The sequence below is a fragment of the Streptomyces sp. UNOC14_S4 genome, from assembly GCF_020740835.1.
Taxonomy (GTDB): domain Bacteria; phylum Actinomycetota; class Actinomycetes; order Streptomycetales; family Streptomycetaceae; genus Streptomyces.
On record NZ_JAINFC010000020.1, the window covers coordinates 1 to 21,941 of the forward strand.

Here is a 21,941-nt window from a genome sequence, read left to right on the forward strand (position 1 = left end):
GCCCGACCCCGAGCAGTCCCCCAGCACCGTGACCGCGAACACCGTCTCCCCGTCGACCTTGGCCGTCAGCCGTCCCCGTACGCACGCGCCGTCGCCCTCGACCGCCGTGACGCGCCCGAACACGATGATCTTCTGGCCGCCGTCCGTCCGTCCTTCGCAGTCGACACCGACGGCCGTGACCGGGCGCGGCGACCCCTTGTGATCGGTGCCGCCACCCTCCTCCTTGCCGGTGCACGTCAGCCAGCGGACGTAGACGCCCTCGTCCTTCAGCCGGTCCGTGGCGCGTTTACTGGTCGTGACGGATACGGTGATCGTGTCGAGCCCGCCCTCGGTCGGCTCGCAGCCGGTCAGGGCGAGTACGGAGCCGCCGACGAGCGCCGCCACCCCCGCCGCGTACAGCACCCGCCGACCCCGGCCCCGGCCCCGTATGCGCCTCAAAGCACCCATAGAGGGAGCTTCCCACTCCGACGCGCCGCGCGGAAGTGGGTCAGGGAAGGTGGCGTACCGTCAAATCCCTTGTGTCGGCCATAAGTTCGGTGACGCAGGATTTATCAGTTCCGTACCTCGGTTTCACCCGCCGCCCCTAACCTCTCCTGCGGAGGAGAGGCTCACGCGCGCCGGTAAGTCGCGTGGGGGGACAGCTTTTCGGAGAGCTTCTTCGGTTTTCGGAGAGCTTCTTCGGAAAGATCCGGGAAGACCCGGAGAGGTTTCGGCAGAGGGTCCGAGGGGGGACTTCTTGCTCACGTCCGTGTTCGTCTGCGCCGTGTCCCTGGCGCTCTTCTGGATGGCCGCCTTCACCTTGTGGTGGCAGATGCACGCCTGGCGCACGCCCGAGACGCTCGCCGCGACGCGCTTCGAGGAGCCGTCCGGTGAAAGCTCCCTGACGTTCTCGTTGTTGGTCCCCGCGCGGCACGAGCAGGCCGTGCTGGAGCACACCGTCAAGCGGCTGCTGGAGTCCACGCACGGCCGCTTCGAGATCCTGGTGATCGTCGGCCACGACGACCCGGGGACCGCCGCCGTAGCGGAGCGCTGCGCGGCAGCCGCGCCCAACCGGGTACGGGTGATCGTGGACACCCACGCGAAGAAGAACAAGCCCAAGGCGCTCAACACGGCCCTGCCGTACTGCCTGGGCCAGGTCGTCGGGGTCTTCGACGCCGAGGACCAGGTGCACCCGGAGCTCCTCGCGCACGTCGACCACGCCTTCCGCACCACGGGCGCGGACGTGGTGCAGGGCGGCGTCCAGCTGATCAATTTCCACTCCAGCTGGTACAGCCTGCGCAACTGTCTGGAGTACTTCTTCTGGTTCCGCAGCAGACTGCACCTGCACGCGCAGAAGGGCTTCATCCCGCTGGGCGGCAACACCGTCTTCGTCCGCACGGAGGTGCTGCGCGAGGCGCGCGGCTGGGACGCGAACTGCCTCGCCGAGGACTGCGACCTGGGCGTGCGGCTCTCCAGCCGGGGCAAGCGCGTCGTCGTCGCGTACGACTCCGAGATGGTCACCCGCGAGGAGACCCCGGACACCCTGATGAGCCTGCTGAAGCAGCGCACCCGCTGGAACCAGGGCTTCCTGCAGGTCTACCGGAAGCGGGACTGGTACCGCCTGCCCACCTTCCGGCAGCGGATGCTCGCCCGCTACACCCTGATGACGCCGTTCATGCAGGCGTTCACCGGCGTGGTCATCCCGGTGAACGTCCTGGTGACGTTTCTGCTGCACGTCCCGGTCTACGTCGCCGTGGTGACGTTCCTGCCCGCCGTCACCGCCTTCGTCACGTTCGTCTTCGAGCTCGTCGGGCTGCACGACTTCGGTGTGCAGTACGGGCTCCACGTACGCCTCCGGCACTACGTCAAGCTGATCGTCGGCGGGCCCTTCTACCAGCTGCTCCTGGCAGGGGCGGCGATCCGGGCGGTCTGGCGGGAGCAGCGCGGCCACAACGAGTGGGAGCTGACCCAGCACATCGGCGCGCACCTCGCCCGAGAGACCCGAGAGGCCCAAGAGACCCGAGAGGACGTCGCTTCGTGACACCGCTGGTGACGCCGTTGGCGTCCGGCCTGCCCACGACGCCGCTCCGGCCCGCCACCGGTGTGCCCCGCCGCCCGCCGGTGCCCGCGCGGGCGAGACGGGTGCAGCGGCTGCGCGAGTCCCCGGTCGACCTGGCGCTGTGCGGGGTGCTGCTGGTCGGCATCATGGTGGTGCAGGGCTGGAACGTCACCGGCTATCCCGCCCTCAGCGACGACGAGGGCACCTACCTGGCGCAGGCGTGGGCCGTGCAGAAGGGCCAGGGCCTCGCCCACTACACGTACTGGTACGACCATCCGCCGCTGGGCTGGCTGCAGATCGCGGTCCTCACCTGGTTCCCGTCGCTCGTCTCGCCGGACGCGCTGTCGGTCGCGCCGATGCGCTGCGCGATGCTGCCGGTGTCGGCGGTGAGCGCGGTGCTGGTCTATGTGCTGGGGCGGCGGATCGGGCTCCAGCACTGGGCGGCGGGGCTGGCCATGGTGCTGTTCGGCCTGTCGCCGCTGTCGGTCGTGCTGCACCGGCAGATCTTCCTCGACAACATCGCCGTGATGTGGATGCTGCTGGCGTTCTGCCTGGCGGCCTCGCCGCGGCGGCACCTGTGGCACCAGTTCGCGGCGGGGCTCGCCGCGGCCGTGGCCGTGCTGTCGAAGGAGACCATCCTGGTGGTGCTGCCCGCGCTGCTGCTGACGCTGTGGCGCCACAGCCACCGCGAGACGCGGAAGTTCGCGCTGACCGGCGCGGTGATGTCCTGTCTGCTGGCGGGCCTGGTGTATCCGCTGTTCGCGCTGCTCAACCACGAGCTGTTCGCCGGGCCGGACCATGTGTCGCTGGCGGCGGGCGTCAAGTACCAGATGAGCAGGGCGGGTACGGGGTTCCTGTTCGCCCGGCACTCACCCGCGCGCCAGGTGCTGTCGTCGTGGCTGTACTACGACCGGGTGCTGCCGGTGGGCGGGCTGGCGGCCGCGTTCGCGGTGCTGCTGTGCCTGCGGCGGTCGGTCACGGCCCGCGCGCTCGCCGGACCCGCGCTGGCCACGCTGATCCTGCTGACCGTCGCGCTGCGGCCGTCGGGCTACCTCCCGGCGATGTACATCATCCAGGTCCTGCCGTTCCTGGCCCTGTGCCTGGCCGGGGTGCTGTCGGGGCTCGCCGTCGCGCTGCTGCGCACGCGCCCCGGCTTCCGCAGGCGCTGGTATCCGGCGCGCTGGACGGCGGTGGTGCTGCTGACCGCGGGGGCGTGCGCGTACGCGGGCCCGCGCTGGTACGACGGGGTGCGCGCGGCGGTGCGGGAGGACGTCAACGCCCCGTACCGCGCGGCGACCGCGTGGCTGGAGGACCGCGACAAGGCGCCCGACCCCGCGCACACGCGCGTCCTCGCCGACGACGCGATCTGGCTCGACCTGGTGCACGACGGCTATCGGCCCCGCACCGGGGCCATCTGGTTCTACAAGGCCGACCTCGACCCGGCCGTGGCGAGGACGCTGCCGCACGGGTGGCGGGACGTGGACTACGTCGTGGCCTCCCCCACCGTCCGCCGCGACGCGGTCGACCTGCCCCTGGTGCGGGCCGCGCTCGGCCACTCCACGCCCGTGGCGGTCTTCGGCCGCGGCGAGGACCGCATCGAGATCCGCAGGGTGGACCGGGTGAAGGAAACCCTCCGATGACGCTGTCCGGTACGGACCCGGGCTCCGCCACGGGCGGACTCACCGGGGGGACGGCCTCGGAGACGGTCGCCGAGACGGTCGCGGAGACGTCCGCCCCGCCGCGCGTGAACGTGCCGCGCATGATCGGCTTCGGCCTGATCGGGGTGACCGGCACCCTGCCGAACCTGGCGGGCCTGTGGCTGCTGACTGCCGCCGGGCTGCACTACCTGGCGGCGGAGATCGTGGCCAACCAGTTCGGCGTGCTGTGGAACTTCCTGCTGATCGAGGTGCTGCTGTTCCGCGACCGCCGTGGGCACCGGCACTGGGCGGACCGGGTGACGCGGTTCGCGCTGCTGGCCAACGCGGACCTGCTGCTGCGCATCCCGCTGATCGCGCTCCTGGTGACCACCCTCCGCCTCGGTGCCCTGCCGGCCACGGCGGCGGCCCTGCTCCTGACGTTCGCGCTGCGCTACGCCGCGACGGAAACGCTCGTCTACCACCGCCGCCGCGGGGAAAGGCCGTCGTCATGCCACGGATGAGGGACTTCTGGGGGCTCCGCCCCCAGTCCCCGGCAGCGCCCCGTCAGGGGCGCGGGGAACTGCGCGACAAGCCCCCACCGGCCCGCAGCCGCCCGCGCAGCGCAAGCCGCACCCCCTTAGGCGCCCCCGGAAGAAGGGCCCGGCTCGCCGCCGCGGCAGCGTCCGCGCTGATCACCGCCACCGCCCTCACCCTCACCGCCCAGACCGACGCCACCGCCGGCTCCAACCTCCTCACCAACCCCGGATTCGAGTCCGTCAAGGCCGACGGCGACCCCACCTGCTGGGAGAAGTCCGGCTGGGGCGACAACGACGCCACGTACGCGCTCACCCCGGACGCGCACACCGGCACGAAGGCCATGACGGTCACGGTCACCCGCCGCGCCGGCGGCGACAGGAAGATGCTGATGCGGGAGGACACCTCCTGCGCCCCCGACGTCACACCGTCCCACCAGTACGACCTCTCCCTCTGGTACAAGAGCACCACCCCCGACGCCTCCGTCACCCTCTTCCGGCACGACGTGAAGGACGGCTGGCAGTACTGGACCGACCTCAAAACCCTCCCGCTGAGCGGGAATTACACCCGCTCAGTGGTGCGCACGCCCGTCGTGCCGCCCGGCACGGACCAGCTCACCTGGGGCGTCTCCGTCTACGGCACCGGCACGGTGACCACCGACGACTACGCGATGGAGGACGCCACCCAGCCCTCGCCCGACGCGGACGCCTGCACGGCGGGCGACGCGTGCGTCAAGGGCAGTTGGGCAGTGATGCCGTTCGAGAACCCGGTGCGCAGCATGCACTCGGTCGTCCTGCGCAACGGCAAGGTGCTGCTCGTCGCGGGCTCCGGCAACGACCCGGAGCTGTTCAAGACCGGGACGTTCACGTCGGCCGTGTACGACCCGAAGTCCGGTTCGATGAAGACGATCCCGACCCCCGTGGACATGTTCTGCGGCGGCCATGTGCAGCTGTCCGACGGCCGGGTGCTCATCATGAGCGGCAACAAGTCCTATCCGACGGCGGACGGCAGCCACGGCTACGAGGGCTTCAGGGACAGCTACCTCTTCGACCCGGACACCGAGTCGTACACGAAGACGAACGACTTGAACGACGGCCACTGGTACCCCTCGGCCACCGAGCTCGGCAACGGTGACGTGATCACGTTCGGCGGGCTGCGCGAGGACTCCTCGGGCAGCGTGCTCGCGGAGCGGTTCAGCCAGGCGCAGCGGAAGTGGCTCCCGGCGGACCAGGTGAACCAGACGTGGTCGTACTGGGGCCTGTACCCGTCCATGATCCTGATGCAGGACGGGCGGCTGTTCTACTCCGGCAGCCACGTCTTCGGGAACGGCACGCCGGGCGGGGGCGCGGCCGTCTACGACTACGGCGCGAACACCGTCACCGACGTGCCGGGGCTCCAGGACAAGGACCACCGGGACCAGTCGGCGAGCGTCCTGCTGCCGCCCGCGCAGGACCAGCGGGTGCTGACGATGGGCGGGGGCAACGTCAACTCCAACCCGGAGGCGAGCCGCCTCACCGACCTGATCGACCTCAAGCGGCCGAGCCCGCGGTACGGCCCGGGGCCCCTGCTGCCGCAGGGCACGGTGGACCAGGGGCAGGGCCCGAAGCCGGAGACGGGCGGGCAGGGGAAGATGTACGTGTCGGCGGTGCTGCTGCCGGACGGCAAGGTGCTGGAGACGGGCGGCGGGCTGCACGACCGGGCGGACCCGGTGTACGAGGCGTCGCTGTTCGACCCGGCGGGCAACACGTTCCGGGCGGGGATGGCGACGGACCCGATCCCGCGGACGTACCACTCGTCGGCGTTCCTGCTGCCGGACGGCCGGGTGATGGCCGTCGGTGACAACCCGGGCAACGGCACGTTCGACCACCATGTGTCCGTCTGGACCCCGCCGTACCTCTACAAGGGCGCGCGCCCGCAGATCACGGCGGTGGCCTCCGCGGCGTGGCAGTACGCGAGCACGCAACGGATCACGGTGGACCGTCCGGTGGTGAAGGCCGAGCTGATCCGTCCGGCGGCCGTCACGCACTCCTCGGACCCCAACCAGCGGTTCGTGGACCTGCCCATGTCGGTGGGCGCGGACGGCAGGACGATCGATCTCAACGTGACCAGCAATCCGAACCTGGCGCCGCCGGGCTGGTACATGCTGTTCGCGGTCGACGCGGCGGGCGTGCCGTCGGTCGCGTCCTGGGTGCACCTGGGCGGGCCGGAGGCGACGGCGGCGCCCATGGCCGCGCCGATGGTGCACCATTTCGCGGCGGCCATGCCGCACACGGCGACGCACCGGCCTCAGCAGAAGCGGACGTCCGTGCCGGTCGACCCTCAGCTGTCCGGCTGCGACCGGCACTACGGGGCGGCGAACGTGTGCGTGCCGACAGTCTTCCCGCCGACGGTGGCGCCCACGACGGAGGGCCGCTGCACATGGCTGAAACAGCACGGTTACCGGGATCTGAAGGTGAACGGGCGGGACGACCCGCTGCGGCTGCGGCCGGACGGAGACGGGAGGGTCTGCGGCTGAGCCCTGACGCGGTGTGAGCCGTCAGCCGTCAGCCATGAGCCATGAGCCATGACGGTGCGTGCCCGTCGTCCGGCAGGTGCGCCGACGCCGATTCCCCCGTGGCCGGCGTCGGCGCCCCCTGCCACGTACCTCCGAGGATGGCGTCCGGGGCTTGGAGGCGCCATAGGCAGAACTTCCTACTCCGCCTGCTCCGCCTTCCCGCCGGGGCGGTCTCAGACGACGAGCCCGGCCGTCCGGGCCAGGGACACGGCGGTCACGCGGCTGTGCGCGCCGAGCTTGCGGTAGACCTTCTCCAGATGGCGGTTGACCGTGTGCGGCGAGATGGCCAGGCGGCGGCCCATGGCCTCCGACGTCAGCCCTTCGGCCAGCAGCCCGAGGACGGTGCGCTCGCGCGGGGTGAGCCCGTGGTCGTCCGGCGCCGCTTTCCGCGCGCCCGCCGCCACCGCCACCGCCGCCGCCTCGCGCAGGCGGCACAGCTCGCGTACGTGCCGGTCGGCGGCGAGGAGCAGCGGCTGGACGCGGGTCGCGAAGGCGATGCCGTGGGCGCCGAAGTCGCCGTCGCGCCCCATGACGATGGCGCGCAGCGTGCCGTCCCCGGCGGGCAGGGGCAGGCCGAGCTGCTGGGTCGTACCGCAGAGGCGGCGGGCCTCGTCGTACCAGAGGGACTGCCGCCAGTTGTCGCAGAGATCGCCGACGATCACCGGGGCCCGCTCCCGCGCGGCGACGTAGGGGATGAGCGGGTACTGCTCGCGGATGCGCCGCTCGACGACGTCGTCGAGCATCCCGCCGATGTCCTCGGGCGCCCATCCCTCGGTGTTCCCGGCCCCCTCCCCCGGCCGCAGGGCGACGGAGATCACCGTGGTGCAGGGGAAGGCGCGGTGGAGGTTCCTGGCGACCAGTTGCCAGACGTCGTCCGGGTCCTCGCTTTCGAGAACGGCGACGACGAGGTCGAGCATCAGCTCGTAGTCCCCGGTGTGGAGCTTGGGCATGGCACCCAGCATCACCGAGTGACTGGAAGGGCGCGAGGAGCGGCCGGGGGCGTTCAATCGCGTTTCGGCCACCCCGCGCGCCGGTACGGGGCCGCGCCCCCGCTCAGTGCTCGGCGGCGGACCGCAGCTTCTTGACCTGCTTGCCGACGACGTCCTCGGCCATGGCACCGGGGTCGTCGTCCCCCAGCGGCACGAGGAAGGTGGCGAGGCTGCTCCCGGCGCGGACGACGGTGAGGACGCTGCTCTTCGCGCCGCCGCGGGCACCGGCGTTGTTCAGGACGTACGCGACGGACTCGTCCCCGCCCTTCGCCGGGTCGAGGCGCTTGACGGTGAACTTGCTCTTCCAGCCGATCTCGGAGCCGGCGTCGAAGGAGTCGCACTTCTTGAGCGCGTCCTTGAGCTCGCCCAGCCACGCCTTGGCGCCGCCGTCCGCGTAGCTGGACAGCGCCACGCTGCTGACGTCGGCCTCGGGCGGCGCGCCGTCGGCCTGGAGCGTGGCCCACGCCATGGCCGTACGCGCGTGCTGGGGGCGCACGCTCATCATGTCGGCGATCGGCCTGCACGCCGCGTTGCCGGTCGTGACGACGTCCTTCGTGTCCAGCATCGGGTCCTTCTGCCGCTGGGCGACGAACCCGGGGAAGTCCGAGCCCTCGGGCAGCGCGGTGGTGAGCTGCGCGGCGGTCAGCGGCTTGCCGCCGGAGTCGTCGCCGTCACCGCCGCCGCACGCGGTGGCGGTGACGGCGAGGAGGGGTATCGCGGACAGGGCGACGGCACGTCGGACGGCGGCGCTGGGCATGGGGGTTCGTCCTTCTGTTCTGGTGCTCGGGGGCGTCAGATCATGCCACAGGCAACGGCGTTCCGGCCCCGCGCCCAAGATCCCCACGAACGGGACGAAACCCTCCCCATCGCTCCCCGTTGACCGGCCACCGAGGCACCCCTACCGTCACCCTGAGACCCGTCCGCGGAGGCGGGCCCGCCACGGTTCTCTAGGGGGACGGACTGTGCACCGGTATACGCAAGTTCTCAAGAAGTACACGGAGTTCAGCGGCCGGGCGGGCAGGCCGGAGTACTGGTACTTCTTCCTGTTCAACCTCGCCATCAGCATCGTGCTGATGATCATCGACATGACGGCCGGCACGTACCCCCTCTTCGAGGCGCTCTACACCGTCGCCGTGCTCCTGCCGAGCCTCGCCGTCACGGCGCGCCGCCTGCACGACACGGGCCGGTCGGCGTGGTGGATCCTCATCGGCCTGGTCCCGTTCGTCGGCGGCATCGTCCTGCTGATCCTGGCGGCCCTGCCCTCGGTGCAGCGCCCCAACGCGTACGGCCCGGTCCCGCAGCAGGAGGTCACAGCCTGAGCGTGCCATCCCCCTGGACGAGGGCGTGCAGGTGCTGGTCGTGCCAGCCGTCCTCGTGGCGGAGCGCGCCGCGCATGGTGCCTTCGAGGGCGTACCCGGCCTTGGCCGCGACGCGGCAGGAGGCCGGGTTGGCCACGGAGTGGCACAGCCGCAGCCGGTGCAGGCCGAGTTCGTCGAAGGCCCAGCGGCTGACGCGCCGCGTAGCCTCGACGGCGAGACCGCGTCCGCGAGCGGCGGGCAGGAGCCAGTAGACGATCTCGGCGCTGCCGCCGAAGAGGTCGATGTCGCCCCAGCCGACGAGCCCGACGGCCGGGCCGTCGTCCTGCGGTGCGACGGCCCAGATCGCGGCGGTCTCCGCCTGCCAGCGGGCGTGCATGCGCTCGATGCGTGTGCGTGCCTCGTCGGGGGTGTGCGGCGGCAGGAGATTCCACTGCCGGATTGCGGCGTCCTGGCCCGCGGCGACCAGGGCATCGGCGTCGGCGAGCCGCCAGGGTCGCAGCTCGTATCCGTCGGCCAGGTCGAGCACGGGCTGGGCGTCACGGGCCATGCGGCCTGCGGGGACGACGGCGGGTATGTGCGGGGTGGAGATCATCACGGCATGGTGGCATGGCGCTGCGCTGTGCGGAACGGGTTATCGGGAGCCGTGCGCCCGCGGCGGGGCGCGGCATACGGGTGCGCGGGCCGGGCCCGGCGCAGGGCGATGAACGAGGCGGCGGCACGGTCGGCCGCGCGGCGGTCACGAGGGCCGGGCCTGATCCACTCCGGCAGCCCGGGTGGGCGGAGCGCGGCGTAGTCCGTGAAGCGGTGGGTGCCGCAAGTGCGGCACTGGACGGCACCTCCGGTGCGGGCCCACCCGATGGGGTGAGTGCACGCTGCGCGCCTCATCGGGCGGCCACGGGGCCGAGGTGGTCGAGGGTGATGTGGGTGCGTACGGCGACCGTGGCGACGGCGGCCCTGAACTTGTCGGCGCCATCTGCCGCCTTGCACCGCGCGGCTTCCAGCGTGACGCACTCGCCGCAGCGCCGAGCCTTCCGGTTCGTGCGGGCAAGCTCGAACCAGAGCGTCTTGCCGCCGGAAGCGGTTCCCGGGGTGACGCTCCCCCACGTGCTGGCGCACCGCCGGAGGAGCAGAAGCCCACGTCCGCTGTCGGCGCGCTGGTCGCAGACGACTTCTCTGGTCCCGCCGAAGAGTGCGGGGACGGTGGAGCTGGTGTCCCACACGCTCACGCGCAGCGTCGCGTCCTCGTCACCGTGGAGCCGCACGGAGGCGGGTCCTGCGGTGTGCACATAGGTGTTGGTGACGAGCTCGGAGGTCAAGAGCGCGGCGGTGTCCCCCAGTTCCCGCATCCCGTGCCGGTCGAGCACGGCCCGCACGGTGTCCCGAGCGATCCCGGCAGCGCGCGGATCGCGCGGCAGTTCGAGGGTGTACGTCCAGGGCTCTGCGGTGGGTACGGTGAGCATGGAAGTCTCCTGGCGGGAGTGGGAGTTGAGCCACTTGGAGTGGCTTGATTCACACCGTAGCGCGACCCTCATAAGTTATTCAGCCATATCCACCGAAGAACTAGGGTCGCCACTCGTACGGGTGACCCTGCGCACGGGCACGACAGGAAAGCGAACACACATGCCCCCGAAGGCAAGAACTACCGTACGTCAGCTCCGTCTTGGCGCCGAGCTGCGGAAGATGCGCGAGCGCGCCGGACTGTCATCAACAGAAGCCGGTCGGCTCCTCGGCACCAACCAGGCCCAGATCAGCAACATCGAGGCGGGCCGCTTCGGAGTGAGCCCGGACCGGATGCGTACCCTGGCTCGCAACTACTCGTGCTGCGACGAAGAGCTCGTCAACAGCCTCATCGACATGACTGGGGAACGCAGGCGTGGCTGGTGGGAGGAGTACCGCGGCATCCTGCCGCCAGGGCTCCTGGACCTCGCCGAGCTTGAGCACCACGCAACCGCGTTGCGGTCCGCCTACATTGCCCACCTTCCCGGACTGTTGCAGACCCCGGAACACGCACGCGAGGTCTTCCGGCAGGCCGTGCCGTCGCTCTCACCACCCGAAGTGGAGCACCGCGTATCGCACCGGATCAAGCGGCAAGCCGTTCTCTACCGAAGCGACCCGATTCTCTACACAGCGATCATTCACGAAGCTGCTCTGCATATGCGGTTCGGCGGACCTGCTGCAACAATTCAGCAGCTCCAACACATCATTGAGATGACCGATCACCCTCACATCGCCGTGCTCGTCATCCCATTCACTGCCGGTTCCTTCCCCGGCTCCGGACAGTCGATCCTCTACGCAGCCGGTCCCGTGATCCAACTGGACACCGTCCACGTCGACACCGAGTACGGATCTGAGTTTCTCCATGCCGAAGCTCAGCTGGAGAGGTACCGCATGTTGCTCGACCGGATGGAAGCAGCCGCACTCCCAGAAGATGAATCGCGCGACTTGATCCAAGACATCATCCACGCCTTGAAAGGGGAATGAGGTGCTGCGCCACTGCTGGCAAAAGTCATCGTTCAGCGCCCAGGGAGATGCCTGCCTTTACCTGACTGCCCTCGCGAGCGGAGTCATCGGACTCCAGGAGAGCGACGCCCCTGAGGCGATCCTCACAACAACCCCGGCTAAGCTCCGCACCCTCATATCCCACATCCAGACGGATGCCTTCAACCGCTGAGTGGAGGAAACGGGATACCGCCGGACGCACATACACCTGGCAGCCGCTCCCACAGGAGGCAGCCAGGCCGTGAAAATAAAAAGCAAAACGGTTACCGAAAGAACCCGGACAGGCACCAGGACCTTGCCCGTCAACGTTCAGGCAAGCGGGTGAGGCCGAGCAAACCGCAGGCCACGGCGAAGAAAGCCAGCCACACCTCGGTCTCGGCCAGGCTCATCTTGAGCTGAGCAGCACGACCTCCGATGTAGCCCCAGATCACGGCGCCAAACAACATGAGCAGAATGTTGCCCCGCTCCCGCATCAGGTGCATGCCCGCCCACAGCAGTACAGGCATGGGCGCCATTCCGACCAGGCCGGTCGCGGCGGTCTGGAAGATCGCCTGGCCGATACCCTGGCCGAAGTTGTCAGCAGGCTGGTCAGGCTCCGCCCAGTTATGCACGGCCAGCAACGTCCAGAGCATTGCGTGACCGGCTAACGCGCCGACCACAGCGGCCTTCACACATCGCACGATCCTCTTGTCCATGAGGTCATCTTCCTAGGCCGCGACTGCGGGGGAGGGGACACGAGCACAAAAGCTCATGTCCCCGCCCTTCGCTGTCGGGCCCCCTGCGCTTAACGAGCAGTTCTGAGGATACGGACGTTCAGGGCAGCAGAGAGGTCCCGGCCAGTACTCAGGGGACAACGTCGGCCGGGGCAGACGGAAGGAGCTCCTACGCACTCCGGAGCGGCACCGGGTTGTCCGGTGAGTCAAGCCACACGCGCTCGCCGTCACCGTTCACGCTCAGCCCGAAGCGGGTGAAGCCGGGGCGCCCTTGCCCCTCCCACCACCAGTAAGCCGCTTCCGTCTCGTCCCAGAGTCGGCGGGGTCCCGACTGCCAGACACGCGCTGTGTCGCCGTCACGGAACATCGCGCACGCCCACGAGCGGTCCGTGAGGCTGTAGAACCACACGGGCCGCGCGCCGTCGCGCTTGTCGGCGACGATGTGCCGGCAGTCGTCGAGTCGGAGCCCCAGCGCGAACCGTTGGGGGGCGAAACCCTCCCCGACGAACTGGGCTTCCGTGATCGTCGTAGACGACTCGTCCCCGTCGGCCACGCTGCCCGTGACGTACTCGCTGTGCACCACGGGCGGGCGACGCTGGGCGCGCAGCTTCATGAACTCCACGGGCCCGGTGAACGCCCCCGACGCGCTCTTTCCGTCCGGTGCGACGACGAGCCGGGCCACCGCGTCCTGATGGCTGTAGTACGTTCCCCACGGAGTCACGATCACCCCGCCGGGTCGGCACTGCTCCACCCACGCGAAGGGGATGGACCGGAGCCCGCAGGTCGCAATGACCCGGTCGTACGGCGCTGCCTCCGGATATCCCCGGAAGCCGTCACCGTGCACCGTACGGACGGGGAATCCGAACCGTTCGAGTGCCGCTCGTGCGGATTCCGCGACGGCGCCGTCCACCTCGACGGTGACCACGCTCCCTGCGCCGAGACGATGGGCCAGCAGCGCGGCGTTCCATCCGGTACCAGTGCCGATCTCCAACACCGTGTGACCAGCCCGAATGTCCAGGTCTCGAAGCATGGAGAACACGACGCTGGGCATTGACGCGGAGCTGGTGGAGACCTGGCCCGGTTCCCTTCCCGAGTGTTTCCCGTCGTCCCACTGCGTGACGATGGGCACGTCGGATTCGGCGTAGTGCTGCCAGCCTTCCGGATCGTCCGCCTTGCTGATGCCAGTGCTCCGGCCGGTACTCATGTCGAAGGGCCACATGAGATCCGGCAGGAACGCGGAGCGGGGCACGGCAGCGAAGGTGGGCGCCCAGTCGGGCGACAGCATGCCATCGGCCATGAGGACGCGCCCCAGCTCGGCATGACCGGGGCGCTCCTCGCGTGCGTTGGCGGTCACAGGCCGACGGTCTCGAATGACTTCGGCGGGTTGGGAACGCCGGGGCCTCCGTCAGGGGTGGGCGGAATCTCCGGACCCGGCCACGGCTCGCCCGGCAGCTTGCCGTTCCCGTCGCCGCTGTTGCGCAGAATCACACTCATCGCTTTCTCCCTCTTCGCCAGGGTGGTCTACTGCCTTGCTGACCCGACGGTTGCACTGACCGTAGAGAGAAGAGGAAGCCGGACTCAACAAAGTTGCGAGTAGTTGCGCGGGCTCATCCAAGGGCGCTGAGCGCCGACTCGATCAGGGTGCGGGCAGCAGCTCCATGGATCGCCATGTCGGCCAGCGCTTTGAACGCCCGGCGATAGTCGGCGAGTTCGCGAGGTTGGGTGACGTTGACCTCAGCGGTGAGGGTCTCGACGAGGACGCGGTGGTCGTCGTAGATGTAGAAGGCTTCCAACGGCCACATGACGCGTCGGGCAGCGAAAGGGACGACCCCCAGCGAGAGGGACGGCAGCGGCATGACCGTGAGCAGGTGCCGGAGCTGGCCGGCCATCGTCTCGTGATCCCCTATCCGGGCTCTCAGAACCCACTCCTCCAAAAGCACGACGAAGCGGTGATTCCCCTGGTAGAGGAACCGCGAGCGGGCAACGCGGGCCGCGACGGCCTCGGTGACGTCGTTCGGGGTGCCCTGGAAATCGGTGATGGACTGCATGAGCGCGGTGGCGTACGCGGGCGTCTGGATGAATCCAGGGACGGCATTGGAGGCGTATACGCGGCACACGTCGGTTCGCTCGTGCAGGGCGTAGAAGTCCTCCTGGACTTTGCGCATGCCGTTTCTGTGGAGCCTGCGCCATTCCAGGTACATGGAGTCGACTGCGCGGGCAGTGGCGATCAGGTCCGCGGCCTGGTCGTCCGCACCGCAGGCCGAGCACCAGGCACGGATGTCCGCATCGGTCGGGGCGGCCTCGCCTTTTTGAAGACGGGTGGTCTTGGCGGGGTGCCAGCCGCACCGGACGGAGAGCTCCCGCCCGGTGAGACCGGCGTCTTTACGGAGGTGCTGCAGACGTACGGCGAGCGCCTCACGGGCTGCCCGCGCGCTGGAGGAGGGGGAATCGGACATGGGTGTTCCGTGTGCTCAGATGGCGTACTTCTCGTGATCGACACCGCGCTCCCACACGGCCTCGAACGCGGAAGAGCAGAGCTCGACCACAGCAGTGTTCTCCGAACACAGATAGCCGGGGGAAGCCCAATCCCCGTCACCTGTGAAGAAATTGAACTGCACGAGCCGATCGTCGATCAGCCAGAAGTCGTTGCCGGGCAGAGCGATGTCCGACGCCTCGCGTCGTGGGAGCCAACGAACCTGCTCCCCCAAGGCAATATTGACCGGGGTCAGGGCATGCTCGTACCGGATGTAGTCGGTGACCGGCTCGGAGACGATCCGGGCACGACGCATCACGACGCCTCGCCCGACCGTCTCCCGCACGATCGGGGTCCAGCCCTGCCAGAAGGCGGAGTCGGGGTCGAGATCCGCCTCACCTGCCCGCTTGAACCGATGAAAGCTGTCCGCCTCATCGCCGACCGCGTAGCTGTCACGCATCTCCAGGTGGACAGCCGTCCGCCGAGCCGCGCGGAGCAGCTCGGCGAAGTCGGGCACGTTGTTCTGCGACATCGCACGCCCTCCTCAGGATCGGCACCATCCGGGCCGGAATGCGGATCACGTTCTCGTGCTGGGGGATGCCCCGGTCGTGACCGGGAACCCACTCGGTCTCGCTGATCTGCGACTTCAGCGACTGATCCGCTTCCTCGCCCTGGATGACGAGGTCGGCTGTGTCCTCGTCCACCCATGCGGTCGGCGAGCCGCCGCCCGTGGTCTCCGGGTCGATCCCGATGAAGGTCAGGTCCATGGTGCCCTCCCTTATCAAGCCGGTTGCGCATCCTTGCGCGTAACGCTCCCCGAGGGCTCGCCCCGGGTCAAGGCCGCGATGGATGTGATCACGGTATGAGGACGAAGCCGCTGCCCGGCCTGTCCCACCTGCCCGGCCTGGAGCCGAAAGTGCCCGCACCCGTTGGTGGGCGCGCTCTTATCTTTGGGCACCGTCCACGTCGATGCCGCACACAGTGGGCGACTCATCGACGCGGCGGAGAGCCTGGAGCGTTTCCGGCTCATGCTCGACCGCATGGAAGAGGTCGCCCTCTGCCCTGGAGAGTCCCGCGACCTCGTTCACCGCATCGCGAAGAGCGAAGGCCCGGCCGGACCCGGGAACGGCCGGATTACCGCCGAGGCCCCATCCTCGCGCAGGATGGACTGTATGACCGAGATCCACACCCCCCGCCTGCTCCTGCGTCGCTGGCACGACGACGACCTCGCCTTCATGGCGGACATCAACGCGGACCCGCGGGTCATGCGCTGGGTGGACGACGGCACGGTGCTCGGCCTCGACGCCACCGCCGAGGAGATCGAGCGCTGGGAGGAGGAGTGGGACGAGGAGGGCTTCGGCCTCTTCGCCGTCGAGCTGCTGGGCTCCGGTGAGCTGATCGGCTTCACCGGGCTGTGCGTGCCGGAGTTCCTGCCGGAGGTGCTTCCCGACGTGGCGGTCAGCTGGCGGCTCGGCGCGCAGTTCTGGGGCCAGGGGTACGCGTCCGAGGCCGCCCACGCGACGCTGGAGTTCGCGCTCCAGGACCGTGGGCTGGACCGCGTCATCAGCATCAGCCGGCTGGGGGACACGGCCTCCGCGAACATCGCCGACAAGCTCGGCATGAAGCAGGAACGCGAGACGACACATCCGGTGCACGGTTTCCCCCTGGTCGTGCACAGCATCGATCTCACCGAGTTCGCGGCCTGAGGCCCGTTCCGTCGTCGAACAGGGCTCACCAGGAGCCCCTCCCGTATCAGGCGATGCGATCCGGCACGATCGAGTTCACGGCGAACGACGTGCCCTCGGGGCAGTCTCCGCACCGTCCCCATCGCCGCCAGCGCGAGAACGGCCCGCAACACGCCGCGGACGACGAGACCCACGCCGAGAACCCGCCGGAGCCGACGGCCCCGCACGCACCGGTCGCCCGACCGTCGCCCCGGGCTCACTCGCCGACCAGCAGAGGTGGGGCCGCGGTGCGGCGGCAGGGTTGAGTCGGTGGCGGCGGACAGCCGGGTGAAATGATGGGGCTCATGTCCGAGATATCCGCCCTGTGGCAGGTCGCGCCCTCTGCCGAGACCGACTGGCTCGTCGAGTTGTGCGAGGACGAGGGCTCCACCGGGTTCCCTCCGCCTGGCATGCCGGACGCGGCCTGGGTGCTGAACGCGATGTACGAGCATGAGCGGGGGCCGGGCCTGGTATCGCATCATCAGGTGCGCCAGGCCGGGCTGGCGGACGGCAGCATCGAGCCCGTCGTCTTCCATGGCATCGACTTCGAGGTGGGAACGTTCACGGGCGGTGGCCTGGGGCGTGCGGGGCATCCGGGTCCCGGCTGGCGGCGGCTGCGCTGGGCGGAGCTTGCGCGCCGCACCGGCGACCCGATCGTCAAGGAGGACTACTGGCCCTCGTTCCGCAGCGCCCCGGACGGCCGCGCGGAGGACCGGAGCTGGCCGGTGGGCATCCGGCCGCCGACGGAGGGCAGTTTGGACAGGGAGACCTGGGACCGGCTGACCGGGATCCTGCAGAAACACAGCCCGGCCGGCCCGGACACTCGCTGCCTTGCCTACTACAACCCGCTGATGATGCAGACCTTCGACTTCGACAACCTGCACGTCCTCTCGGGGCGCCTGGGGGACGCGCAGGCGCTGTACGACATCGATGAGCCGGACTTCAGCCCGTCCAACCTGTGGCCCGAGGACCGGTCATGGGTCGTCTACACCGACTACGACCTGTGGGGCACCAAGGTCGTCGGGCCCACGGCGCTGATCGACGCCCTGGTCGGTGATACGGAGATCGAAGCCGTGCGGCTGCCCTGGGCTTCCTGAGTGGCTGGCTGATTGTCCTGAGCGGGGTCAGCGACAGTCGTTGAGCCAGTCGCCCGGCATCAGGTCACGAAGGCGGTCGAGGTCGCCGAACTGTCGGCCTCTATCGACTTCGACGACGTCAGCCGGTCCGCCTGACGTCACGCGCTGCCGGGCGCTGGCGCGGGGCCCCGAAAGGGCGAGTCCGGCTGTGAGGCGCCGCCGGGCAGGCCGCCCGTGGAGGCGGTGTATCGGTCGTGGTCATGGCCCTGGAGCGCAGGACGCCTCCTCAATGGGACGCTGTGGTCATGGAGTTCCTCTGCTACCACCGCGACCGGACCGGCTCCCTACCGCTACGTGAGGAATTACTCGAAGCGCATTGGGCCTATATGGACCGGTACGCGGAGGGGATGATCGCCCGGGGGCCGACCTTCGCCGACGACGGCGACACGCTCACCGGAAGCGTGCACATCGTCGACCTGCCCGACCCCGCCGCTGCCCGCGCATTCGCCTTCGACGAGCCGAACTACCAGGCCGGCGCCTACCGGGACGTACTGTTGCGACGGTGGCGCAACATGTTGGGGCGCACCATGTGGGACTTCCCCGGCGGCCGAACCGGAGGCAACCGGTACCTGGTGCTCGGCCTCGCCACGGGGCAGCCCGCCGACCTCGCTCTGCCACCCGACCGGGACGAACTGATCGCCTACGGGCCGCTGCTGTCCGACGACGGCGCCGTCTGGCTGGGCACGGCGGCGTTGGTCCGGGCCCAGGACCCGGACACGGCACGCGCCATCCTGACCCCGGACCGGTACGCCGACATCGAGGTGCACAACTGGCAGTTCGGTGGACGACCGTCATGAACAAGGGCGTCCAGGCCGACGCCACCGCCGTGAAACCATCCGGGACGGAACAAGGTGCCCGCACCCGTTGGCGGGTGCGCTCTTATCTTTCGCTCAGAAACGCTCCCCTAGCCTCTCGTTCATGATGACGCAACGTGGTGCAGTCGGAACTGTTGTCCTCACAGCCATGGCCTTGACGGCCACCGTCGGGGTGGCCGCCGCGGCTCCCGCCCCCGCCCCCGGCGGCAAAGCCGCCGCCTCGTCCCACGGCAAGGTGACGGACAATCTGTACATGCCGCTCGGTGCCTTCGAGGATGCCACGTCCGGCAAGGACCCGAAGGTCAAGGCCATGATTGACCGCAAGGACATCGGCGGCGTACAGGTGGTGGTGCCCTGGAAGGCCCTTGAGGGGAAGAAGGGCGAGTACAAGTGGTCGCGGCTGGACAGCGCCCTGAAGTACCTCCAGGAACGCCACAAGAAGTTGTTCGTCCAGGTCCAGGACCGGTTCTTCGACGTGGAAATGAAGGACGCCAACGTTCCCCAGTATGTGAAGGACGAGGGCGGGCTCGCGCCGACGATCGACGAGAACCCTGATGTCGTCACCTCCCACGGGGCCATGGCCGCGCAGTGGAACAAGGATGTGCGGGCGAGCTTCCAGGGCCTGCTGAAGGCGATGGCGGAGAAGTTCGACGGCAAGCTCGCCGGGGTGAACCTCCCGGAGACCGCGGTCGAGGTGGACACCAAAAAGGACAAGACCGAGTACACCTCGAAGTCCTACATCGATGCCGAGATCGACAACATGGCCTACGGCAAAAAGGTCTTCACCAAGACACAGTTCATCCAGTACATCAATTTCCTGCCGGACGACGACGACCACAAGCGCATGAAGGAGATGTTCGACCTCGCCCGGGACAAGAAAATAGGCATCGGAGGACCGGACACCCTGCCGGACCGGCCGTACCAGATGGAGAACTCCTACAAGTTCCTCCACGAATACAAGGATGCCCTTCCGCTCGTCGCGATGGCCGTCCAGGAACCCGACATCAACGCCAAGGACCCCAAGACGGGCAAGCCGTACACCCGCGAGCGGTTCACGGACTTCGCCCGCGACTACCTCGGCGCGCGCCAGCTGTTCTGGACCACCGAGGCGGACTGGCTGCAGAAGCCCGCGGCGTGACACACATGGGCAACCTCGCCATGAGTCCGCAGGACCACCGCCCCCACTCCGGGTTCCCTCACAGCCTCGCACCCCACCGGAAGGTGACGGTGAAGCTGAGTGTCGACACCCCACCGGGGACGGCCGCCCTGGAGCTCGCCTGCTCCCCGGCGTACGCCCGCGACGACGCCCACTGGCTGCTGCCGCTCGCCGACGACTGACGAACCGTCGGACGGCGCCGATGCGACCGTGCCCCTTCGGGCCCCCGCCCTCGCGGACGGGCCCGGAGGGGCACGGTGCTCCCGGTCACTGGGAGAGGGCGCTCCACTCGGTGAGCCGCCAGGGGCTGGTGACACTCGGGGAGTCGACGGTGACCGCGGCGGGAACCTTGATCGTGGAGCCGCCGTCGAGCTTGACAGTCAGCGTCTTGGTCCGGGTGCCGGGGGCGATCCCGTCGACGATGGTGACGGCCTCGTAGTTGGCCTCGCCGGGCTGCAGGATGTTGGGGCCGCCGCCGATGCCGTCCGGGAGCCCCGCGTGGATCTTTCCGTCGAAGGTGACGTCGCCGACGATGCCGAGGTCGCAGGGCTTGCCGCTGACGTTCTGAGCCTTTATCAGCAGGCGGTAGAAGTCGGTCTTGGTGGCGGTGACGTCGATCTGGGAGGCCTGGCAGTACGGAACCCTGGCTTCCGCCGCGGAGGCGGAGGACGTACCGGCGAAACCGACGAGCGCGGCGGAGCCGAGTGCGAGGGCGGTGAGCGAGGTGAAGACGCGAGGCTTGGACACGGTGGAGCTTCTCCCCTGGGATGGGTCGCACGGGGCGACCATCGGCTGAGTCGCGCTGGGCGACGGATCCGATCGGCGGGCTGCCGACCGGCTGACGAGAGCAACTTTGCGCCTGTTTTCGTCCCAACGGCGACGAACCGGGGGAAGTTGGAACGCTGTACCGTTCCACCCCCTCTCACCTGGGGAAACGTCTGAGCCTGGAACGCGCGTCCAGGGTGAGGGGGAGGGTGGAATGGCCACGGAGACCGAGCGGTTCGCGGAACTGATGAGTGAGCTCAAGGAGCGATCGGGGCGCAGTTACGGCACCCTCGCGAAACGCCTGCACTCCAGCAACTCGACGCTGCACCGCTACTGCAACGGTGCGGCGGTGCCCACGGAATTCGCAACCGTGGAGAGATTCGCCAAGGTCTGCGGAGCGACGGCCGACGAACTGCTCGTCCTGCACCAGCGGTGGCACCGGGCGCTGGCCGAGCGCCGCCGGGAGACCGCACCCACGGCGGCCCCCAAGGCCACGGACTCCGAGGACTCCACGGGTTCCACAGGTTCCACGGACTACAAGGCCGCGGCGACGGAGGCGAGCACAGCGGCCGTCGCCGAAGAAGCGGGCCCCGGGCCGGCCGGTCCCGACGAGGCCGCCCCGGAAGGCGGGAAGACTCCGGCCGCCGTGGCGAAACCCGAACCGCGGGCCGGGCGCCGCCGTCGGCTGCTGGTCGGCGCCGCGGCGGCCCTGGCCGTCGCCGTGATCGCGGGCACCGTCGTCGCCATCTCCACCGTGGGAGGTACGGGACATACCTCCCACGAGGAGCGGCACGGCTCCGTGCGTGGAGCATCGCATGAGGGCATGCCCCTGGGCGCAGCGGCCCCGGGGACCTCGTACGGCGCTTCGTCGTCGGCCACACCGTCGCCTTCGTCCTCGCCGACGGCGGCTCCGTCCGCTTCCCCCGGGAAGGGCGCTTCGTCCGCCACCGGGGCGGACCCCATCGCCGTCAGCGTCATGCCCGACAACTGGGGCAGCCCCTGCGACCAGTGGTTCGCTCTGGACCAGGAACCCGGCAAGGTCCCGCCGCCTCCCGTCCGGAACGCGACCGCGGGGTGGGCCGGGGCCCTGCGGGCCGTTCCGGCGGGTCATCTGCGGTTGCAGCTGACCGTCCAGGGCACCGGGAGCGGCCCCACCGTGCTGAACGGGATGTACGTCCATGTGGTCAGTGCCCACAAGGCACCCCGCTGGAACACGTACACCATGGGGGCGGGCTGCGGCGGCGAACTGGATCCCGCGTCCTTCGCCGTCGACCTCGACAATCCCTCGCCCCGGCCCAAGCCCGTCCCCGGCAAGGAGGGCGAGCGGCCGACGACCACGAGCGACTTCCCGTACAAGGTGTCCGCCGGCGACCCCCAGGTGCTGAACGTCGACGCCTTCACGGTCGGGCAGGACGTCAGCTGGTACCTGGAACTGGCCTGGAGCAGCGGCGGCCACCAGGGCACCACCATCATCAAGGACAACGGCCGTCCCTTCCGTACAGTCGCCCTCAATACCGAGCAGCGTTACTGGTACAACGCGAACACGAGCGCCTGGCTGCCCCTCACCTGACCGCCGGTCCCGCCCTGCC

At 69.5% G+C, this 21,941-nt stretch carries 25 protein-coding genes and 1 pseudogene; 13 read left to right on the forward strand and 13 right to left on the reverse strand.

Features of this window, described 5'->3' with window-relative positions; all coding sequences use genetic code 11:
- Positions 1-447 (reverse strand): hypothetical protein (locus tag K6I34_RS03560; RefSeq protein WP_229322572.1); only part of this gene is annotated, 447 nt, incomplete at its 3' end.
- A gap of 289 nt (positions 448-736) precedes the next feature.
- Between K6I34_RS03560 and K6I34_RS03565 the strand changes: the two genes are divergently transcribed.
- The 4 genes and pseudogenes from K6I34_RS03565 to K6I34_RS03580 all read left to right on the forward strand — a co-directional run bounded on the left by K6I34_RS03565 (position 737) and on the right by K6I34_RS03580 (position 6,724).
- Positions 737-2,020 (forward strand): glycosyltransferase, encoded by a 1,284-nt coding sequence (locus K6I34_RS03565; protein ID WP_229322573.1) that lies wholly within the window; start codon positions 737-739, stop codon positions 2,018-2,020.
- Between the two features lie 5 nt (positions 2,021-2,025).
- The gene (locus K6I34_RS03570; RefSeq protein ID WP_374230786.1) at positions 2,026-3,678 is read left to right on the forward strand and encodes an ArnT family glycosyltransferase; all 1,653 of its coding nucleotides are present in this window, start codon (positions 2,026-2,028) and stop codon (positions 3,676-3,678) included.
- A gap of 116 nt (positions 3,679-3,794) precedes the next feature.
- Positions 3,795-4,196 (forward strand): annotated as a pseudogene (locus K6I34_RS03575) (GtrA family protein); the annotation flags it as partial.
- Positions 4,184-6,724, forward strand: coding sequence for a galactose oxidase early set domain-containing protein (locus K6I34_RS03580; protein WP_229322574.1), 2,541 nt, complete (start codon positions 4,184-4,186; stop codon positions 6,722-6,724). The pseudogene K6I34_RS03575 and the gene K6I34_RS03580, both read left to right, overlap by 13 nt.
- 212 nt (positions 6,725-6,936) lie before the next feature.
- Here the strand turns inward: K6I34_RS03580 and K6I34_RS03585 are convergent, their stop codons facing one another.
- Together K6I34_RS03585 and K6I34_RS03590 are read right to left on the reverse strand one after the other, a co-directional pair.
- Complete coding sequence (locus tag K6I34_RS03585; RefSeq protein WP_229322575.1) at positions 6,937-7,713, reverse strand: helix-turn-helix transcriptional regulator; 777 nt, start codon at positions 7,711-7,713, stop codon at positions 6,937-6,939.
- Positions 7,714-7,816: 103 nt separating this feature from the next.
- Complete coding sequence (locus tag K6I34_RS03590) at positions 7,817-8,509, reverse strand: hypothetical protein (RefSeq protein ID WP_229322576.1); 693 nt, start codon at positions 8,507-8,509, stop codon at positions 7,817-7,819.
- Positions 8,510-8,714: 205 nt separating this feature from the next.
- Between K6I34_RS03590 and K6I34_RS38535 the strand changes: the two genes are divergently transcribed.
- Positions 8,715-9,071 carry a DUF805 domain-containing protein gene (locus K6I34_RS38535; protein ID WP_229322577.1) on the forward strand — a complete coding sequence of 119 codons (357 nt, stop codon included), beginning with the start codon at positions 8,715-8,717 and terminating at the stop codon, positions 9,069-9,071.
- On the opposite strand, the gene K6I34_RS03600 is transcribed toward K6I34_RS38535, so the two are convergent.
- The 3 genes from K6I34_RS03600 to K6I34_RS03605 are packed head-to-tail and all read right to left on the reverse strand — an operon-like array spanning position 9,061 to position 10,531.
- Entirely contained in the window at positions 9,061-9,663 is a 603-nt protein-coding gene (locus K6I34_RS03600; protein WP_229322578.1) for a GNAT family N-acetyltransferase, read from the reverse strand. The genes K6I34_RS38535 and K6I34_RS03600 overlap by 11 nt on opposite strands.
- Positions 9,663-9,956, reverse strand: coding sequence for a DUF6255 family natural product biosynthesis protein (locus tag K6I34_RS38795; RefSeq protein WP_374230785.1), 294 nt, complete (start codon positions 9,954-9,956; stop codon positions 9,663-9,665). The genes K6I34_RS03600 and K6I34_RS38795 overlap by 1 nt, the downstream gene beginning before the upstream one ends.
- Positions 9,953-10,531 (reverse strand): ATP-binding protein, encoded by a 579-nt coding sequence (locus K6I34_RS03605; protein WP_229322579.1) that lies wholly within the window; start codon positions 10,529-10,531, stop codon positions 9,953-9,955. Before K6I34_RS03605 ends, K6I34_RS38795 begins: the two co-directional genes overlap by 4 nt.
- Before the next feature lie 160 nt (positions 10,532-10,691).
- Here K6I34_RS03605 and K6I34_RS03610 point away from each other — a divergent pair, with 160 nt between their 5' ends.
- Together K6I34_RS03610 and K6I34_RS03615 are read left to right on the forward strand one after the other, a co-directional pair.
- Positions 10,692-11,552 carry a Scr1 family TA system antitoxin-like transcriptional regulator gene (locus tag K6I34_RS03610; protein WP_275126965.1) on the forward strand — a complete coding sequence of 287 codons (861 nt, stop codon included), beginning with the start codon at positions 10,692-10,694 and terminating at the stop codon, positions 11,550-11,552.
- A 1-nt stretch (position 11,553) separates the two neighbouring features.
- Positions 11,554-11,742, forward strand: a complete 189-nt coding sequence (locus tag K6I34_RS03615) for a DUF397 domain-containing protein (protein WP_229322581.1) — start codon at positions 11,554-11,556, stop codon at positions 11,740-11,742.
- Between the two features lie 130 nt (positions 11,743-11,872).
- On the opposite strand, the gene K6I34_RS03620 is transcribed toward K6I34_RS03615, so the two are convergent.
- The 6 genes from K6I34_RS03620 to K6I34_RS03645 form a co-directional block, all read right to left on the reverse strand.
- Positions 11,873-12,265, reverse strand: a complete 393-nt coding sequence (locus K6I34_RS03620; RefSeq protein ID WP_229322582.1) for a hypothetical protein — start codon at positions 12,263-12,265, stop codon at positions 11,873-11,875.
- 187 nt (positions 12,266-12,452) lie between these two features.
- Complete coding sequence (locus tag K6I34_RS03625; RefSeq protein WP_238488093.1) at positions 12,453-13,580, reverse strand: methyltransferase domain-containing protein; 1,128 nt, start codon at positions 13,578-13,580, stop codon at positions 12,453-12,455.
- Positions 13,581-13,633: 53 nt separating this feature from the next.
- Positions 13,634-13,777: a hypothetical protein gene (locus K6I34_RS03630; RefSeq protein ID WP_229322584.1), complete on the reverse strand. Its 144-nt coding sequence runs from the start codon at positions 13,775-13,777 to the stop codon at positions 13,634-13,636.
- Positions 13,778-13,890: 113 nt separating this feature from the next.
- Positions 13,891-14,739: a helix-turn-helix transcriptional regulator gene (locus K6I34_RS03635; RefSeq protein ID WP_229322585.1), complete on the reverse strand. Its 849-nt coding sequence runs from the start codon at positions 14,737-14,739 to the stop codon at positions 13,891-13,893.
- A gap of 15 nt (positions 14,740-14,754) precedes the next feature.
- Complete coding sequence (locus tag K6I34_RS03640; RefSeq protein ID WP_229322586.1) at positions 14,755-15,288, reverse strand: DUF6879 family protein; 534 nt, start codon at positions 15,286-15,288, stop codon at positions 14,755-14,757.
- Positions 15,209-15,523 carry a hypothetical protein gene (locus tag K6I34_RS03645; RefSeq protein ID WP_229322587.1) on the reverse strand — a complete coding sequence of 105 codons (315 nt, stop codon included), beginning with the start codon at positions 15,521-15,523 and terminating at the stop codon, positions 15,209-15,211. Before K6I34_RS03645 ends, K6I34_RS03640 begins: the two co-directional genes overlap by 80 nt.
- A 405-nt stretch (positions 15,524-15,928) precedes the next feature.
- Here K6I34_RS03645 and K6I34_RS03650 point away from each other — a divergent pair, with 405 nt between their 5' ends.
- The 5 genes from K6I34_RS03650 to K6I34_RS03670 all read left to right on the forward strand — a co-directional run bounded on the left by K6I34_RS03650 (position 15,929) and on the right by K6I34_RS03670 (position 19,769).
- Entirely contained in the window at positions 15,929-16,462 is a 534-nt protein-coding gene (locus K6I34_RS03650) for a GNAT family N-acetyltransferase (RefSeq protein WP_229322588.1), read from the forward strand.
- Positions 16,463-16,785: 323 nt separating this feature from the next.
- The gene (locus tag K6I34_RS03655; protein ID WP_229322589.1) at positions 16,786-17,577 is read left to right on the forward strand and encodes a hypothetical protein; all 792 of its coding nucleotides are present in this window, start codon (positions 16,786-16,788) and stop codon (positions 17,575-17,577) included.
- A 284-nt stretch (positions 17,578-17,861) separates the two neighbouring features.
- Positions 17,862-18,413, forward strand: a complete 552-nt coding sequence (locus tag K6I34_RS03660; protein WP_229322590.1) for a YciI family protein — start codon at positions 17,862-17,864, stop codon at positions 18,411-18,413.
- Positions 18,414-18,579: 166 nt separating this feature from the next.
- On the forward strand, positions 18,580-19,569 hold the full coding sequence (locus tag K6I34_RS03665; protein WP_229322591.1) for a hypothetical protein: 990 nt from the start codon (positions 18,580-18,582) through the stop codon (positions 19,567-19,569).
- Positions 19,566-19,769 (forward strand): hypothetical protein, encoded by a 204-nt coding sequence (locus K6I34_RS03670; RefSeq protein ID WP_229322592.1) that lies wholly within the window; start codon positions 19,566-19,568, stop codon positions 19,767-19,769. Before K6I34_RS03665 ends, K6I34_RS03670 begins: the two co-directional genes overlap by 4 nt.
- A gap of 85 nt (positions 19,770-19,854) precedes the next feature.
- Here the strand turns inward: K6I34_RS03670 and K6I34_RS03675 are convergent, their stop codons facing one another.
- The gene (locus tag K6I34_RS03675; RefSeq protein WP_229322593.1) at positions 19,855-20,334 is read right to left on the reverse strand and encodes a hypothetical protein; all 480 of its coding nucleotides are present in this window, start codon (positions 20,332-20,334) and stop codon (positions 19,855-19,857) included.
- Positions 20,335-20,566: 232 nt separating this feature from the next.
- Here K6I34_RS03675 and K6I34_RS03680 point away from each other — a divergent pair, with 232 nt between their 5' ends.
- Positions 20,567-21,922 carry a helix-turn-helix transcriptional regulator gene (locus tag K6I34_RS03680; RefSeq protein ID WP_229322594.1) on the forward strand — a complete coding sequence of 452 codons (1,356 nt, stop codon included), beginning with the start codon at positions 20,567-20,569 and terminating at the stop codon, positions 21,920-21,922.
- The last annotated feature ends 19 nt before the right edge of the window (positions 21,923-21,941 follow it).